This is a genomic window from Streptomyces sp. NPDC015130, assembly GCF_043080005.1.
Taxonomy (GTDB): domain Bacteria; phylum Actinomycetota; class Actinomycetes; order Streptomycetales; family Streptomycetaceae; genus Streptomyces.
In genome coordinates, this window is sequence record NZ_JBIBVC010000011.1 from 266927 (window position 1) to 281661 (window position 14735).

The 14735-nt window shown below is 72.1% G+C and carries 13 protein-coding genes; 10 read left to right on the forward strand and 3 right to left on the reverse strand.

Going from position 1 to position 14735, the window contains the following annotated elements; all coding sequences use genetic code 11:
- Nucleotides 1-51: 51 nt before the first annotated feature.
- From ACF08F_RS24130 to ACF08F_RS24145, 4 genes are read left to right on the forward strand one after another with little or no spacing between them, the layout of a single operon-like run.
- Entirely contained in the window at nt 52-747 is a 696-nt protein-coding gene (locus tag ACF08F_RS24130) for a peptidase (RefSeq protein WP_392300628.1), read from the forward strand.
- Complete coding sequence (locus ACF08F_RS24135; RefSeq protein ID WP_392300604.1) at nt 747-1604, forward strand: hypothetical protein; 858 nt, start codon at nt 747-749, stop codon at nt 1602-1604. Before ACF08F_RS24130 ends, ACF08F_RS24135 begins: the two co-directional genes overlap by 1 nt.
- Nucleotides 1601-2695 carry a neocarzinostatin apoprotein domain-containing protein gene (locus ACF08F_RS24140; protein WP_392300605.1) on the forward strand — a complete coding sequence of 365 codons (1095 nt, stop codon included), beginning with the start codon at nt 1601-1603 and terminating at the stop codon, nt 2693-2695. Before ACF08F_RS24135 ends, ACF08F_RS24140 begins: the two co-directional genes overlap by 4 nt.
- A 14-nt stretch (nt 2696-2709) precedes the next feature.
- Nucleotides 2710-4233 carry a hypothetical protein gene (locus ACF08F_RS24145; RefSeq protein ID WP_392300606.1) on the forward strand — a complete coding sequence of 508 codons (1524 nt, stop codon included), beginning with the start codon at nt 2710-2712 and terminating at the stop codon, nt 4231-4233.
- 67 nt (nt 4234-4300) lie between these two features.
- Here the strand turns inward: ACF08F_RS24145 and ACF08F_RS24150 are convergent, their stop codons facing one another.
- Nucleotides 4301-5821 (reverse strand): peptide MFS transporter, encoded by a 1521-nt coding sequence (locus ACF08F_RS24150; protein ID WP_392300607.1) that lies wholly within the window; start codon nt 5819-5821, stop codon nt 4301-4303.
- Between the two features lie 426 nt (nt 5822-6247).
- Here ACF08F_RS24150 and ACF08F_RS24155 point away from each other — a divergent pair, with 426 nt between their 5' ends.
- Nucleotides 6248-6925: a response regulator transcription factor gene (locus ACF08F_RS24155; protein WP_055643128.1), complete on the forward strand. Its 678-nt coding sequence runs from the start codon at nt 6248-6250 to the stop codon at nt 6923-6925.
- Nucleotides 6926-6961: 36 nt separating this feature from the next.
- Nucleotides 6962-8233 (forward strand): ATP-binding protein, encoded by a 1272-nt coding sequence (locus ACF08F_RS24160; protein WP_392300608.1) that lies wholly within the window; start codon nt 6962-6964, stop codon nt 8231-8233.
- Between the two features lie 112 nt (nt 8234-8345).
- Here the strand turns inward: ACF08F_RS24160 and ACF08F_RS24165 are convergent, their stop codons facing one another.
- Nucleotides 8346-8861, reverse strand: a complete 516-nt coding sequence (locus tag ACF08F_RS24165; protein ID WP_392300609.1) for a GtrA family protein — start codon at nt 8859-8861, stop codon at nt 8346-8348.
- A 188-nt stretch (nt 8862-9049) separates the two neighbouring features.
- Here ACF08F_RS24165 and ACF08F_RS24170 point away from each other — a divergent pair, with 188 nt between their 5' ends.
- From ACF08F_RS24170 to ACF08F_RS24185, 4 genes are all read left to right on the forward strand, one after another.
- A complete protein-coding gene (locus ACF08F_RS24170) occupies nt 9050-10189 on the forward strand; it encodes a 5-(carboxyamino)imidazole ribonucleotide synthase (RefSeq protein WP_392300610.1) in 1140 nt (379 codons plus the stop codon).
- A 5-nt stretch (nt 10190-10194) separates the two neighbouring features.
- Nucleotides 10195-10722, forward strand: coding sequence for a 5-(carboxyamino)imidazole ribonucleotide mutase (gene purE, locus ACF08F_RS24175; protein ID WP_392300629.1), 528 nt, complete (start codon nt 10195-10197; stop codon nt 10720-10722).
- The gene (locus tag ACF08F_RS24180) at nt 10719-11942 is read left to right on the forward strand and encodes a dipeptidase (protein ID WP_392300611.1); all 1224 of its coding nucleotides are present in this window, start codon (nt 10719-10721) and stop codon (nt 11940-11942) included. The genes purE and ACF08F_RS24180 overlap by 4 nt, the downstream gene beginning before the upstream one ends.
- A gap of 185 nt (nt 11943-12127) precedes the next feature.
- The gene (locus ACF08F_RS24185) at nt 12128-13051 is read left to right on the forward strand and encodes a membrane dipeptidase (RefSeq protein ID WP_392300612.1); all 924 of its coding nucleotides are present in this window, start codon (nt 12128-12130) and stop codon (nt 13049-13051) included.
- Between the two features lie 119 nt (nt 13052-13170).
- Here the strand turns inward: ACF08F_RS24185 and ACF08F_RS24190 are convergent, their stop codons facing one another.
- Nucleotides 13171-14496 (reverse strand): UDP-glucose dehydrogenase family protein, encoded by a 1326-nt coding sequence (locus tag ACF08F_RS24190; protein WP_392300613.1) that lies wholly within the window; start codon nt 14494-14496, stop codon nt 13171-13173.
- Nucleotides 14497-14735 lie beyond the last annotated feature (239 nt).

Below are 14735 nucleotides of genomic sequence, written 5' to 3' on the forward strand. Positions count from 1 at the left end.
ATCTGAAAGACCGTCAGTTACGTTGCGGTGAGGGGTGCTCGGGTGTCCAAGGTGCCGAACCGAAGGAGAACGGCCGCCGGCCTCACGGCGGCGGTCGCGGTGGCGGGCGCCGCCGTGCTGGCCGGCGCGCCCGCCGCCCTGGCGACCGTCGTCGACGTGAACTACGCGTGCGAGACGAAGATCGGGCCGAAGGACGCCGTCTCACCCGTCGACATCAAGGCCGTCAGGAACGGCGGCAGCTACACGATCACGATGTCCTTCGACAAGGGCGTCTCCGACAGCCCCATCGAGCTCGGCAAGGGCGTCATGACCCCGCGCGCCGAGCTCGTCCTGGGCGGCGCCGCCTCGGGCACGGTGAAGGTCAAGGGCACGCCGAACACGGCCGCCATCCCGCCGGACACGCCGATCAGGATCGGCACACTGACCGGGACGTTCACGCCGACGAAGAACGGCAAGGTCACCTTCACGGCCGGCACGCTCATCGTGCACGCCCTCGGCATGGACGCCGCCGTCTGCAAGCCCGAGAACAACCCCGCGCCCTCCCTCGAACTGGAGGTGGCGGGCCTCTCCGGCGGCGGTGACACCGACCCGCCCGCGGAGGACGAAGGCGACGACAACGGCTCCGGGGCCGAACTGCCCAAGACCGGCCCGCTCGACTCCGCCGTGGCCCTCGGGACCCTCGGCGGCACCGTCCTGCTGACCGGCGCCGCCGGAGTCCTCTGGCTCACGCGGCGCACGGCACGCTGATGCGGGCGGCGGCGACACGCTCCGGGCTGCTCGCCGCCGCGGCCGCCCTCCTCGGCGCGGTCGCGGCGGCACCCCCGGCAGCCCAGGCCTGGACGGCGGCGCCCGCCGCCGGACGGCCGTACGCCTACCTGGAGGGCCCCGCGGGGAGCGTCCTCCAGGACAGCCTCTCCGTGACCAACCCGGGCGCGCGACCGCTCACCGTACGGCTCGCGGGCGAGGGCGCGCCGGTCGCCTTCGCCGAGCGGACCGTCACCGTCCCGGCCAGGACCCGCGCCGACGTGCCGTTCGCCGTGACCGTCACCGCGGACACCCCGCCCGGCGACCACCGCGGCACCGTGCGCGCCACGGCCGCCGGACGCGAGCGGAGCGTCGAGCTGCGCCTGCGGGTGAGCGGCCCGCGCCTCGCCGCGCTCACCGTCGAGGACGTCCGCGTCGACGAGGCCACCGGAGCCCTCCGCTACACCCTGGTCAACCGCGGCACGACTGTCCTCGCCCCGACCCTCGCCGTCCGCGCCGAAGGCCTCCTCGGCACGGTCCTCGACCGGCCGGAGCGCGCCCTGCCGCTCACCCTCCGCCCCGGCGAGCGGACCACCCGCACCGAGCCCTGGCCCGACCCGCCCGCCCTCGACTCCGTCACCGTCCGGCTCACCGCCGGGGCCCCCGGCGCGCCCGACGCCACCGCCCGCGCCGAGGCCGCCTTCGCCGAACTCCCCGCCCTCGCGGGAGCTGCCGGGCTGCTCCTCGCCACCGCGGGCGGCGGAGGCTGGGCGGTACGACGACGGGGCCGGGCCCGGAGCCGTACGGGCGCGGGCCCCCGTACCCGTACCCAGCGCGCGTCGACGGGAGCGACATCATGAGCCCGACGAGAGGGTCGCGCACGGCCGCGGCCCTGGTCACCGCCCTGCTCACGGTTCTCGCCCTCGCCCTGCCGCCCGCGGTCACCGCGACGGCCGCGCCCGGGCCCGTCGTCGAGCTCTCGGAGACCGAGGCCGACAAGGGCGGCACGATCACCGTCAGCGGCAGCGGCTGGAAACCGGGCGCGCTCCTCATGCTCCTGATCTGCGGCCGGTCCGCCCCCGGCACGGGTGTCATCGGCGGCACCAACTCCTGCGCCAACAGCGAGGGCCGGGCCGCCACGGTCGACGCCCGGGGCGCCTTCAGCGCGAAGCTCCCGGTCGCCGAACCGCCCGCACCCTGCCCCTGCGTCGTGCACGTGGCCGGTGTCACCGGCCAACAGGAAGCGGTCGACAAGGAGTTCACGGTCGCCGGACACCCCACCGCCCCGCTTCCCGAACCCTCGGGCAACGGGCGGCTCGCCGTCCTCGCCGCCGTCCGCCTCGACGGCTCCAGCGGCCTCCTCGTCTGGTTCGGGGCGCCGCCGAGCCGGGAGGTCGTCTTCACCGTCGGCAACCTCGGCTCGGCCGCCGTCAAGGACCCGGTCTTCGAGGTCGGCACGAGCCACGGCGTCTTCGCGCCGCAGTACGAGGAACGCCAGTGGCGCGGCACGATCGAACCCGGCAAGAAGGCCCAGGTCCGGCTCCCGGCCGAACTCGCGGCGGGCGCGCACGGCGACTACCAGGTCTCCGTGCGGTATGCGGGCAAGGTCCTCGTCGAGCAGCCGTGGGGGGTGGGCCGCCCCTGGGGCGTGACGCTCTTCTGGGTGCTGCTCGCCGTCGTCGTGCCGGCCGCGCTGTTCCGCATCGGGATGGCCGTGGTGGACCGCGCCCGACCCGCCGGACGTCCCGCTGAGGGACGCCCGTCCGCCGGGCGGCCGGGCCTCCGCCTTCCCCGTACGGCCGCACCGCGCCGCCGTACCCGCGCGTCCGTCCCCGCCCCCGCCACCGGGGAAGCGAGGGACGACGAACCGGCCACGGCCCTGCCGTGGTTCAGCCCTGACTCCGCACCGTCAGCGCCAGAGAGCAGTCCGACGACGAAGGGACATGCGTGAGTACGCAACGGAGGATGAGCGCGGCCGGGGTCGCGCTGATGCTCGGCGGCGCGGGGATCCTGATTTCCGCCGGCCCCGCACAGGCCGCCGAGGTCTCGTACAAGACGGAGTGCATCCCGCCGTCCATCTCCGGGCTCCCGCCCGTGCAGGGCACCACGAAGGTGCTCATCACCGCACCGGCGGAGGCCAAGGTCGGCGACGAGGTCGAGATCGTCTGGAAGACGGTCCAGGCCGCCTCGAAGAACCCCGACGTGCTCGACCTCGGAGCGGACACGGTGAAGCCGAGCGGTGTCCTCACGGTGGGCGGCGCGGGGAGCGGCACCGTCGCGATGGAGGGACCGCGGAAGAACCCGCCGATCCCCAAGAACAGCCCGATGGTGCTGCCCGAGATGAAGGGGAAGCTGAAGCTGGACAAGGCGGGCGACATCACGCTGACGCCCGACAAGTACACGATCAACGTGTCCAAGCCGCTGTCGACGGACACGAAGTGCGCGCCGAAGGAAGCGGTCCCGGTCGCCGCGACGATCAAGGTCACGGCGGCCGGCGGCACCAGCTCCGGCGGCGGCAGCACGACCACGTCGGGTGGCGGGAACAGCACGACCACGTCCGGCGGCGGCAACAGCACGACGACGTCGGGTGGCGGGAACAGCACGACCACGTCCGGCGGCGGCAACAGCACGACGACGTCCGGCGGCGGCAACAGCAGCACCACGTCCGGCGGAGGCAACAGCACCACCACCTCCGGAGGCACCTCCACCAACGGCGGCCACACGGGCGGCGCCGCGGCCAGCTCCAGCGGCGGTACGGGCGGCTCGGCGTCCTCCTCCTCCGGCGGCTCGGCCTCCTCCTCGTCCTCCGGCGGGTCCGGTGGCGGCGGCGGCCAGACCGACTTCCCCGGCAAGGAGGTGACCGTCGCCTTCGCCTGCCAGTCCCCCGGCCCGCCGAACATCAACTCCAAGGTGACGATCAGCGCCAAGAAGAACGGCGCCGTCTACGACCTCACCGTCAAGACGGCCAAGGGCGTCATGGACAGCCCCGCCCCCCTCCCCAAGGGGGCGCTCGTACCGACCATGGCGGTCAAGATCGGCGGAGCCGACAGCGGCACGGTGACGGTCACCGGCGCCCCCAACCCCACCGCGGTCGCGGCGGGCGCCCCGGTGAGCCTGGAGGACATGAAGGGCACGTACAAGCCCGGCGCGACGGGGAAGTCCACGCTGAGCCCGGGCGCGCTGACCATCAAGGTCACGCTCGGCGGGGCGAAGATGGACATCCCGTGCCAGGTCAAGGGCGCGGTGAACGCCTCGCTCGAACTGGACACCAGCAAGCAGGCCGGCGGGGCGTCGGGCGGCGGTTCGAGCACCTCGGGCTCCGGCTCCGGCTCAGGTTCCGGCGGCAGCACGTCCTCCGGCGGGAACCTCGCCGAGACCGGCGCCGAGAGCGACGGCGCCCTGCGCGCCCTCGCCCTGGTCGCGGGCACGGTCATCCTCGTCGGCGGCGCGGTGTTCACCTTCACACCGTGGGCGCGTCTCAGGAGGTAGGGGAACGGCGAAGGCCGCCGCACCGGAACGGTGCGGCGGCCTTCGCGCGTACGGCAGGGCGAGCAGGTCAGTGGACGCTGCCCATGAGCCCTTGGACCTTCTTGCGGTACATGTAGATCGCGATGCCCGCGAGGACGGCCAACGAGGCCTCCATCGCGATGATCCCCGTCCCGTTGAGGTCGACGCCGGCCAGCGAGAGCAGACCGGTGGTGCAGTCGCCGGCGGTGACGGCGAGGAACCAGACGCCCATCATCTGGGAGGCGTACTTCTGCGGCGCCATCTTCGTCGTGACGGAGAGGCCGACGGGGGAGAGGCACAGCTCGCCGATGGTCTGGATCATGTAGATCGAGACGAGCCACATCGGGGAGACCTTGGTGCCGTCGCCCGCCATGTTCATCGGGACGACGAAGACGAAGAAGGACGCGCCGACCAGCACGAGACCCATCGCGAACTTCACGATGGTGTTCGGCTCCTGGTTCTTGCGGGACAGCCACAGCCACAGCCAGGCGAAGACCGGGGCCAGCGCCATGACGAAGAGCGGGTTGAGCGACTGGTACCAGGTGGCCGGGAAGCCGAAGCCGAGGACGCTGTCGGCGGTCTTGCCGTCGGCGAACAGGGACAGCGTGGAGCCACCCTGGTCGTAGATCATCCAGAAGACGGCGGCGGCGACGAAGAACCAGATGTAGCCGGTCATCTTCGACTGCTCGGTCTTGTCGAGGTCCTTGTCGCGCTTGATGCGGACGAGGACGGCGACCGGGATGATCAGACCGGCGAGGGTGATCGGGACGAGCGCCCAGTTCAGGGTGTACATGCCCAGGGCCACGACGACGCCGTAGAAGACGGCGGCGAGCACGACGACGAGCGAGACCTTGACCAGGATGCTCTTCCGCTCCTCCGGGGAGAGCGGGTTCGGGACGACGTTGCTCTTCGGGCTCAGGCTCTTGCTGAAGGACAGGAAGCACGCGAGGCCGAGGGCCATGCCGAGGGCGGCGAGGGCGAAGCCCAGGTGCCAGTTGACCTTCTCGCCGAGGGTGCCGACGACGAAGGGCGCGACGAAGGCACCCAGGTTGATGCCGATGTAGAAGAGGGTGAAGCCACCGTCACGGCGCGGGTCGTCCGGGCCGTCGTAGAGGTGGCCGACCATCGTCGAGATGTTGGCCTTGAGCAGACCGGAGCCGGCCGCGACGAGCGCGAGACCCACGAAGAACATCGCCTGGCCGGGGAGGGCCAGCGAGACGTGACCGGCGATGATCACGAAACCGGCGATGGTGACGGTCTTGCGGGCACCCCAGACGCGGTCACCGAACCAGCCGCCGGGCATGGCCATCAGGTAGACCATCGACACGTACACGGAGTAGATGGCCGTGGCCGTGGCCGCGGTCATCGCGAGGCCGCCGCCCTGGCTGCCGGTGGCCGCGTCCGCGCCGCCGGAGACCAGGTACAGAACGAGAAGAGCCCTCATGCCGTAGTAGGAGAAGCGCTCCCACATCTCGGTGAAGAAGAGGGTGGCCAGGCCGCGGGGGTGGCCGAGGAACGTCTTCTCGGAACCAGAGGTTCCGCTCGAAGCCGTCGTCAGGCTGGACGCCATGTCGATCCTTGCTCTGTCGGGACGCTCGCCTTGTGAGCGGGGTGCGCCCGGTGGGGGAGGCCGGCACCGGCGGAGCCGTTGGACTCCACCGGGATCCACGCCCCGGGAGGCGCGTCATCGCGTCCCGGGACCCGGCCCACAGGTCGTTCGCCGTCTTCGAGATTGGCCGAGCCAACCTCACGCAGAAAGAGGACCTTGGCGCATGAAGCTGGCCAAAGGTCCCCGATTACCGCTACAGACGTCTCGCCACCATACGACACGACAGTGCCGGATATGGAAGGACTTGAGAGATGGATCACAGGCGTCAGTGCAACCGCGCAAGGCCATTCGAAGGTCATGAGCAGGATGGCCACAGGATCCCCAGGGGCCGTCCGGGGTGATCCGATCCCGCCACGACCCGGTGGCCGTGCGGACTACCATCACTCCATGACCCGTGTACTGCTCGCCGAGGACGACGCATCCATCTCGGAACCGCTGGCCCGCGCCCTGCGGAGAGAGGGGTACGAGGTCGAGGTCCGCGAGGACGGTCCGACCGCCCTCGACGCCGGACTCCAGGGCGGAGTGGACCTGGTCGTCCTCGACCTGGGGCTGCCCGGCATGGACGGTCTGGAGGTCGCCCGGCGGCTGCGCGCCGAGGGCCACGCGGTCCCGATCCTGGTCCTCACCGCGCGGGCGGACGAGGTCGACACCGTCGTCGGGCTCGACGCGGGCGCCGACGACTACGTCACCAAGCCCTTCCGCCTCGCCGAACTCCTCGCCCGCGTCCGGGCCCTGCTCCGGCGCGGCTCCAGCGAGCCCGTCGCCGCCCCCTCGACCCACGGCGTGCGGATCGACGTCGAGTCGCACCGCGCCTGGATGGGCGACGAGGAGCTCCAGCTCACGGCCAAGGAGTTCGACCTGCTCCGGGTCCTGGTCCGGGACGCCGGCCGGGTCGTCACCCGCGACCAGCTGATGCGCGAGGTCTGGGACACCACCTGGTGGTCCTCCACCAAGACCCTCGACATGCACATCTCCTGGCTCCGCAAGAAGCTCGGCGACGACGCCGCCAACCCGCGCTACATCGCCACCGTGCGCGGAGTCGGCTTCCGCTTCGAGAAGAGCTAGGGACGCCGGGGAAGCCGAGGAAGCCAGGGAAGCGTCGTGCGCCGCCGTCTGATCAACTCCACGCTCGCCGTGGTGCTCGTCGTCATCGCCGTCTTCGGCGTCTCGCTCGTCATCGTCGAGACCCGCACGATCTCCAGCAGCGCGCAGGACAGCGTGGACGCGGAGGCGGTGCGGATCGTCTCCATCGTCGACAGCCGGCTCATCGGCGGCGAGCCGGTCAACCCCGACATCCTGGCCGAGCAGAGCGGTGCCAAGCGGTACGCGCAGATCCGCATCCCCGGCCGCGACACCATCGAGATCGGCACCCGCCCCGAAGGGGACGTCATCAGCGGCGTCGCCAAGGGCGAGCGCGGCGAGACCGTGACGGTCGAGGAGTCCCGCTCCACGGTCACCGCCGAGGTCGGCCGCACCCTGCTGATCATCGGCGCGGTGGCGCTGCTCGCCGTCATCGCCGCCGTCCTCCTCGCCGTACGCCAGGCCGACAAGCTGGCCTCCCCGCTGACCGACCTCGCCGAGACCGCGGAGCGCCTCGGCTCCGGCGACCCACGGCCCCGGCGCCGGCGGTACGGGGTGCCCGAGCTCGACCGGGTCGCGGACGTCCTCGACGCCTCCGCCGAGCGCATCGCCCGGATGCTCACCGCCGAGCGCCGGCTCGCCGCCGACGCCTCGCACCAGCTCCGTACGCCCCTCACGGCCCTCTCCATGCGCCTGGAGGAGGTCGCCCTCGCCGACGACCTGGACACGGTCAAGGAGGAGGCCACCATCGCGCTCACCCAGGTCGAGCGGCTCACCGACGTCGTCGAACGGCTCCTGACGAACTCCCGCGACCCCCGCACGGGCTCCGCCGTCGCCTTCGACCTCGACGAGGTCGTCAAGCAGCAGCTGGAGGAGTGGCGGTCGGCCTACCGCAGCGCGGGGCGGGCCATCGTGCACTCGGGGAAGCAGGGGATGCGGGCCGTCGGCACCCCGGGCGCGGTCGCCCAGGTCCTCGCCGCGCTGATCGAGAACTCGCTCATGCACGGCGGCGGCACCGTGGCCGTACGGACCCGGGTCACCGGCAACCAGTCGGTGATCGAGGTCACGGACGAGGGCCCCGGCGTCCCGTCCGACCTCGGCGCCCGGATCTTCGAGCGGGCCGTGAGCGGCCGCAGCTCCACGGGCATCGGCCTGGCCGTCGCCCGGGACCTCGCGGAGGCGGACGGCGGGCGACTGGAGCTCCTCCAGCAGCACCCGCCGGTCTTCGCGCTCTTCCTGAGCCGGGAGGTCAGGAGCGTCTCGGACGACGCGCGGGAGCGCCCCGTCAGGTGATCGGAAGCGGTCGGGCCGGCGGTGGGAGTCAGAAGCGGTCGGGCTGGCGGTGGGAGTCAGAAGCGGTCGGGCCGACGGCGGGAGTCAGACGCGGTCGGGCCGACGGCGGGAGTCAGACGCGGTCGGGCTGGCGGCGGGCCGTCTGGTGCGGAGGCTGCTCAAGGAACGATTCGGCGGCCTGCACGGCCTCCTTCGCGGGCAGCGCGCGGAACACCCACGTGCGGTACGACCAGAAGCGGAACAGGGTCGCGATGCCGATGCCGAAGAACTTGAAGAAGTTGCTCGCGAGCGGCCCGTCCCAGCCGAAGCCGTACGTCGCCGCGTACAGCAGACCGTTCTGGATCACCAGACCGATCAGGCTGAAGAGGAGGAAGAGCGACATCTCCTTGGTGCGGCTGCTCTTGTCCCGGTCGCGGTACGTGAAGTAACGGAACCCGACGTAGTTGAAGGCGATCGCGACCAGCGTGGCGATGATGCTCGCGCGCACGACCGGAAGGTCCGTGAAGTGCCGTACGAGGTTGAACACCCCGAGGTCGACCAGGACACCGACAGCCCCCACTGCCCCGAACTTGGCGACCTCACGGAAGAGCCCGTTGAGTCGCATGCGCAGCGCGCCGGGTTCACTCATGGTGATGGGCCTGTCCCGTCCGTCCGGGTGACGTCCGGGCGACGTCAACCCAACCATGCTAACCAGCCCCCCTGTCACCCGCCCGAGTACCTCGCAAAGCACGGGGAAAGCCTGCTCCGACCTGCGCTGTCCTTGTCGCAAACCACAGGCGGACGAGTGTTCCCCGATTGGGCGGATACCCTAAGAGGGTGACGTTCCCCGTAGTAGGCATGGTCGGCGGCGGTCAGCTCGCGCGCATGACCCACGAGGCGGGTATCCCCCTCGGTATCAAGTTCAAGCTCCTCAGCGACACCCCGCAGGACTCCGCGGCCCAGGTGGTGAGCGAGGTCGTCATCGGCGACTACCGCGACCTGGACACGCTGCGTGACTTCGCGCGCGGCTGCGACGTGATCACCTTCGATCACGAGCACGTCCCCACGGAGCACCTGCGTGCCCTGGAGGCGGACGGCATCCCCGTCCGGCCGGGGCCCGACGCGCTGGTGCACGCCCAGGACAAGGGGGTGATGCGCGCCAAGCTCGACGAGATCGGCGCGCCGAGCCCGCGCCACCGCATCGTCGCGGACCCGGCGGACGCCGTGGCCTTCGCGGCGGAGGTCGGCGGCTTCCCGATCATCCTCAAGACCGTGCGCGGCGGCTACGACGGCAAGGGCGTCTGGTTCGTCCGCACGGCGGACGACGCGCGCGACCCCTTCCTCGCGGGCGTCCCGGTCCTCGCCGAGGAGAAGGTCGACTTCACCCGCGAGCTCGCGGCGAACATCGTCCGCTCCCCGCACGGCCAGGCCGTGGCCTACCCGGTCGTCGAGTCCCGTCAGGTCGACGGCGTCTGCGACACGGTCATCGCGCCCGCGCCCGACCTCGACGACGAGCTCGCCGGGCAGGCGCAGGAGCTGGCGCTCCGCATCGCCAAGGAGCTGGGGGTCGTCGGCCACCTCGCCGTCGAGCTCTTCCAGACCACGGACGGCCGCATCCTCGTCAACGAGCTGGCGATGCGCCCGCACAACTCCGGCCACTGGACCCAGGACGGCGCGGTCACCTCGCAGTTCGCGAACCACGTCCGGGCGGTTCTCGACCTCCCCCTCGGCGATCCGCGGCCGCGCGCCCGGTGGACCGTGATGTGCAATGTCCTGGGCGGCGACTACCCGGACATGTACTCCGCGTACCTGCACTGCATGGCCAGGGACCCGCAGCTCAAGATCCACATGTACGGCAAGGACGTGAAGCCCGGCCGCAAGGTGGGGCACGTCAACACCTACGGCGACGACCTGGACGACGTGCTGGAGCGCGCGCGTCACGCCGCCGGCTACCTGCGAGGAACGATCACCGAGTGAGCAGCATGAGCACCGCCCCCGTCGTCGGCATCGCCATGGGATCCGACTCCGACTGGTCCGTCATGGAGGCCGCCGCACAGGCCCTGGACGAGTTCGAGATCGCGTACGAGGTCAACGTCCTCTCCGCGCACCGGATGCCCCGCGAGATGATCGCGTACGGCGAGGAGGCCGCGGGCCGAGGCCTGAAGGCGATCATCGCGGGCGCGGGCGGCGCCGCCCACCTGCCCGGCATGCTCGCCTCCGTCACCCCGCTCCCGGTCATCGGCGTGCCGGTGCCGCTGAAGTACCTCGACGGCATGGACTCGCTGCTCTCCATCGTGCAGATGCCGGCCGGTGTCCCCGTCGCCACGGTCTCCGTCGCCGGCGCGCGCAACGCGGGCCTGCTCGCGGCCCGGATGCTCGCCGCGCACGACCCCGAGCTGCTGACCCGTATGAACGAGTTCCTCCAGGAGCTCAACGACCAGGCCACGGAGAAGGGCAAGCGCCTGCGGGCCAAGGTCGAGGGCGCGGAGTCCTTCGGCTTCGCCAAGTGAGCACGGCGGCGGACCGTCTGGCGGAGGCCCGCGAACTGCTCGCGGGCCACCCCGTCATCGACGGCCACAACGACCTCCCGTGGGCGCTCCGCGAGCACGTGCGGTACGACCTGGACCGGTTGGACATCGGCGCGGACCAGACCGGCGCCCTCCACACCGACCTCCTCCGGATGCGGGCCGGCGGCGTCGGCGCCCAGTTCTGGTCGGTGTACGTCCCCTGCCGGCTGGCCGGCGACGACGCGGTCAGCGCGACCCTGGAGCAGATCGACATCGTCGACCAGCTCCTGGAGCGGTACGCCGCCGACCTCGCCCCGGCGTTGACGGCGGACGACATGGAGGCGGCCCGTGAGCAGGGCCGTATCGCCTCCCTCAAGGGCGCCGAGGGCGGCCACTCGATCAACAACTCCCTCGCCACCCTGCGCGCGCTGCACACCCTGGGCGTCCGCTACATGACGCTCACGCACAACGACAACAACGACTGGGCCGACTCGGCGACCGACGCGCCCGGCGTCGGCGGGCTCTCCGCCTTCGGCCGGCGGGTCGTCGGCGAGATGAACCGCTCCGGCATGCTCGTCGACCTCTCGCACGTCGCCGCCACGACCATGCGGGACGCGCTCGACGCCTCGACCGCGCCGGTGATCTTCTCGCACTCCTCGGCCCGGACGGTCTGCGACCACCCGAGGAACATCCCGGACGACGTCCTGGAGCGGCTGCCCGCCAACGGCGGCGTCGCGATGGCCACGTTCGTGCCGAAGTTCATCCTCCCCGCGGCCGTCGAGTGGACCGCGCGGGCGGACGACAACCTCCGGGCGCACGGCTTCGACCACCTCGACACCACCGCGGCGGCCATGAAGCTGCACCGCGCCTTCGAGGCGGAGAACCCGCGCCCGATCGCGACCGTCGCCACGGTCGCCGACCACCTCGACCACATGCGCGAGGCGGCCGGCATCGACCACATCGGCATCGGCGGCGACTACGACGGGACGGCCTTCACCCCGGCCGGCCTCGACGACGTCGCCGGCTACCCGAACCTGATCGCGGAGCTCCTGCACCGCGGCTGGTCGCAGCCGGACCTCGCCAAGCTGACCTGGTCCAACGCGGTCCGCGCCCTTCGCGACGCGGAAGCGGTCTCCCGCGACCTGCGCGCCCGCACGTCCCCGTCGAACGCGACGATCGACGTCCTGGACGCACCGCCGGCGCAGGACGCTCCGGCGGAGTAGGACGTCCGGCCGTGCGGGGCGTCCCGCCGCGGGACACTCCGACGGCGTACGACGCTCCGTAATGGTCCGATCACCCGAACGGTCCACTCCGGCGCGCCCCGGTCCCCGGCCGGTGGCACGGTGGACGGTACTGCCCCGCCGCTCTCGGCGGGGCGGTACTGCAACACCGAGTTCGGAGTAACACCATGGCAGATCTCGACGACGACCATTCCCCCTTCTCTGCCGCCCCCGCCGCCGTCGGCGCGCTGGATCCCCCCGAGTCCCCACCACCGCTCGACGAGACGGCCCGGGCCCGCGCCATCCTGGCCGCCCAGCCCGTCGTCGAGGGCCACACCGAACTGCCCCCGTCCCTCGACCCCGAGGACCTCCCACCCGTGCGCGCGGGTGAGGCGGGAGCGCAGTTCTGGTCCCTGCACGTGGACACCGACGAGGGCGTCATCGGCACGCTGCGGCGGATCGACGCGATCCGCGCCCTCGTCGCCGCCTGCCCCGAGGACCTGCGGCTCGTGCACACCACGGCCGAGATGGCCCACGCCGGGAACTGCGGCCGGGTCGCGGCCCTGCTGGGACCGGTCGGCTGGCCCGCGCTCGGCGGCTCGGCCGCCACCCTGCGGGCCTACCACGCCCTGGGCGTACGGGCCGTGAACCTCACCCGCTTCGACCGCTTCGCCCGCGACGCGGTACGGGAGATGAACCGGCTCGGCCTGGCGGTGGACCTCTCGGGCGCCGACCAGGACACGGTCCGCCGCGCCCTCGCGGTCACCCGGGCCCCGGCCCTGCTGACCAGGGCGGCGCCGGAGGGCCTCCCGGACGACGTGCTGCGGCTGCTCGGCGAGAACGGCGCCGTCTGCATGGTCACGGTCACCGACGACCCGGCCGCCGACGCCGACGTCCTCGACCGGGTGCGTACGGAGGCGGGTCCGCGCTCCACGGGCGTCTCCCACACCACCGTCCCGGCCCGCGGCTACGTCCCTCTCTTCGCGGAGCTCCTCCGCCGGGGCTGGCCCGCCCAGGACCTGGTCGGGCTCGCCCACGCCAACGTCACCAGGGCGCTGCGCGAGACGGAGTTCCTGGCTCGGACGAACCGGATCCGCCCGGCCGCGGCCTGACGGCGCGCACGGGCCGCACAGGGCCACGTATGAAGGAGGGGCGCACCGCTGTGGCGGTGCGCCCCTCCTCCTCGTCGAGGTCCGACGTCTCGTCGTTTCAGGTCCGACGTCTCGTCGTCTCAGGCCCGCGGGCGGCCCATCGCGCGGTAGGTCCAGCCCGCCGCGCGCCACCGCTCGCCGTCGAGGGCGTTGCGGCCGTCGAGGATCACCCGCGAGGAGGCGACCGCGGCGAGCTCCGCCGGGTCGAGCTCGCGGAACTCCCGCCACTCGGTCAGGTGCAGCACCACGTCCGCGCCGCGCACCGCGTCCAGGGCCGTCTCGGCGTACCCCAGGGTCGGGAAGACGCGGCGCGCGTTCTCCATGCCCTTCGGGTCGTAGACGGTGACCTGGCCGCCCTGGAGGTGTATCTGGCCCGCGACGTTCAGCGCGGGGGAGTCGCGGACGTCGTCCGAGTCCGGCTTGAAGGTCGCGCCGAGCACGGCCACGCGGCGGCCCAGGAAGGTGGACCCGCCGAGCGCCTCGCGCGCCATCTCCACCATCTGGCCGCGCCGCCGCATGTTGATCGAGTCGATCTCGCGCAGGAAGGTCAGCGCCTGGTCGGCGCCCAGCTCGCCCGCCCGGGCCATGAACGCCCGGATGTCCTTGGGCAGGCAGCCGCCGCCGAAGCCGATGCCGGCGCGCAGGAACTTGGCGCCGATCCGGTCGTCGTGGCCGATGGCCTCCGCGAGCTTGGCGACGTCGCCGCCCGTGGCCTCGCACAGCTCGGCCATCGCGTTGATGAAGGAGATCTTCGTCGCGAGGAAGGAGTTCGCGGACGTCTTGACCAGCTCGGCGGTCGGGAAGTCGGTCACCACGAACGGCGAGCCCGCGCCGACGGGGACCGCGTACACCTCGCGCAGCGTCTTCTCGGCGCGCTCCTCGCGCACGCCGACGACGATGCGGTCCGGGCGCAGGGTGTCCTGGACGGCGAAGCCCTCGCGCAGGAACTCCGGGTTCCAGGCGAGGTCGACGCCCTCGGGCAGCAGGCCCGCGAGCCGCTCCGCCGAGCCGACCGGGACGGTCGACTTGCCGACGACCAGGGCCCCTTCGCGGACGACCGCGGCGAGGGAGGCGAAGGCGGCGTCGACGTAGCTCATGTCGCAGGCGTACTCGCCGTGCTTCTGCGGGGTGTTCACACAGACGAAGTGCACGTCGCCGAAGGCGCCGACCTCCTCCCAGGAGGTGGTGAAGCGCAGCCGGCCGGTCGACCCCTCGATGCCGGCCACGTGCTTCGCGAGCAGCTCCTCGAGGCCCGGCTCGTACATCGGGACGCGCCCGGAGGACAGCAGCTCGATCTTCTCGGGGACGACGTCCAGACCGAGCACCTCGAAGCCCAGCTCCGCCATCGCCGCGGCATGGGTGGCGCCGAGGTAGCCGGTGCCGATCACGGTGATCTTGAGGGCCATGCGGTACTCCAGTGAGGTCGGGCGGAATGCCTGCCCGAGCATAGTCGTGCCCTGGCCCGGAGCCGGGGCGCGCCCGTACCCTTTGAGTTACTTAACGGTAGTTAGCAAGCGTGGGAGTGAGTGAACGTGGCGGGTTCGTCTGATTTCGACCTGTATCGGCCCTCCGAGGAGCACGACATGCTCCGTGAGTCGGTGCGTGCGCTGGCGGAGGCGAAGATCGTTCCGTTCGCGGCGGCGGT

What these genes read in the sequence shown, in the direction of transcription:
- ACF08F_RS24135 (WP_392300604.1), top strand. Translation starts at nt 747, where the DNA reads ATGCGGGCGGCGGCGACACGCTCCGGGCTGCTCGCCGCCGCGGCCGCC.
- ACF08F_RS24140 (WP_392300605.1), top strand. Translation starts at nt 1,601, where the DNA reads ATGAGCCCGACGAGAGGGTCGCGCACGGCCGCGGCCCTGGTCACCGCC.
- ACF08F_RS24145 (WP_392300606.1), top strand. Translation starts at nt 2,710, where the DNA reads ATGAGCGCGGCCGGGGTCGCGCTGATGCTCGGCGGCGCGGGGATCCTG.
- ACF08F_RS24150 (WP_392300607.1), bottom strand. Translation starts at nt 5,821, where the DNA reads ATGGCGTCCAGCCTGACGACGGCTTCGAGCGGAACCTCTGGTTCCGAG.
- ACF08F_RS24155 (WP_055643128.1), top strand. Translation starts at nt 6,248, where the DNA reads ATGACCCGTGTACTGCTCGCCGAGGACGACGCATCCATCTCGGAACCG.
- ACF08F_RS24165 (WP_392300609.1), bottom strand. Translation starts at nt 8,861, where the DNA reads ATGAGTGAACCCGGCGCGCTGCGCATGCGACTCAACGGGCTCTTCCGT.
- purE (WP_392300629.1), top strand. Translation starts at nt 10,195, where the DNA reads ATGAGCACCGCCCCCGTCGTCGGCATCGCCATGGGATCCGACTCCGAC.
- ACF08F_RS24185 (WP_392300612.1), top strand. Translation starts at nt 12,128, where the DNA reads ATGGCAGATCTCGACGACGACCATTCCCCCTTCTCTGCCGCCCCCGCC.
- ACF08F_RS24190 (WP_392300613.1), bottom strand. Translation starts at nt 14,496, where the DNA reads ATGGCCCTCAAGATCACCGTGATCGGCACCGGCTACCTCGGCGCCACC.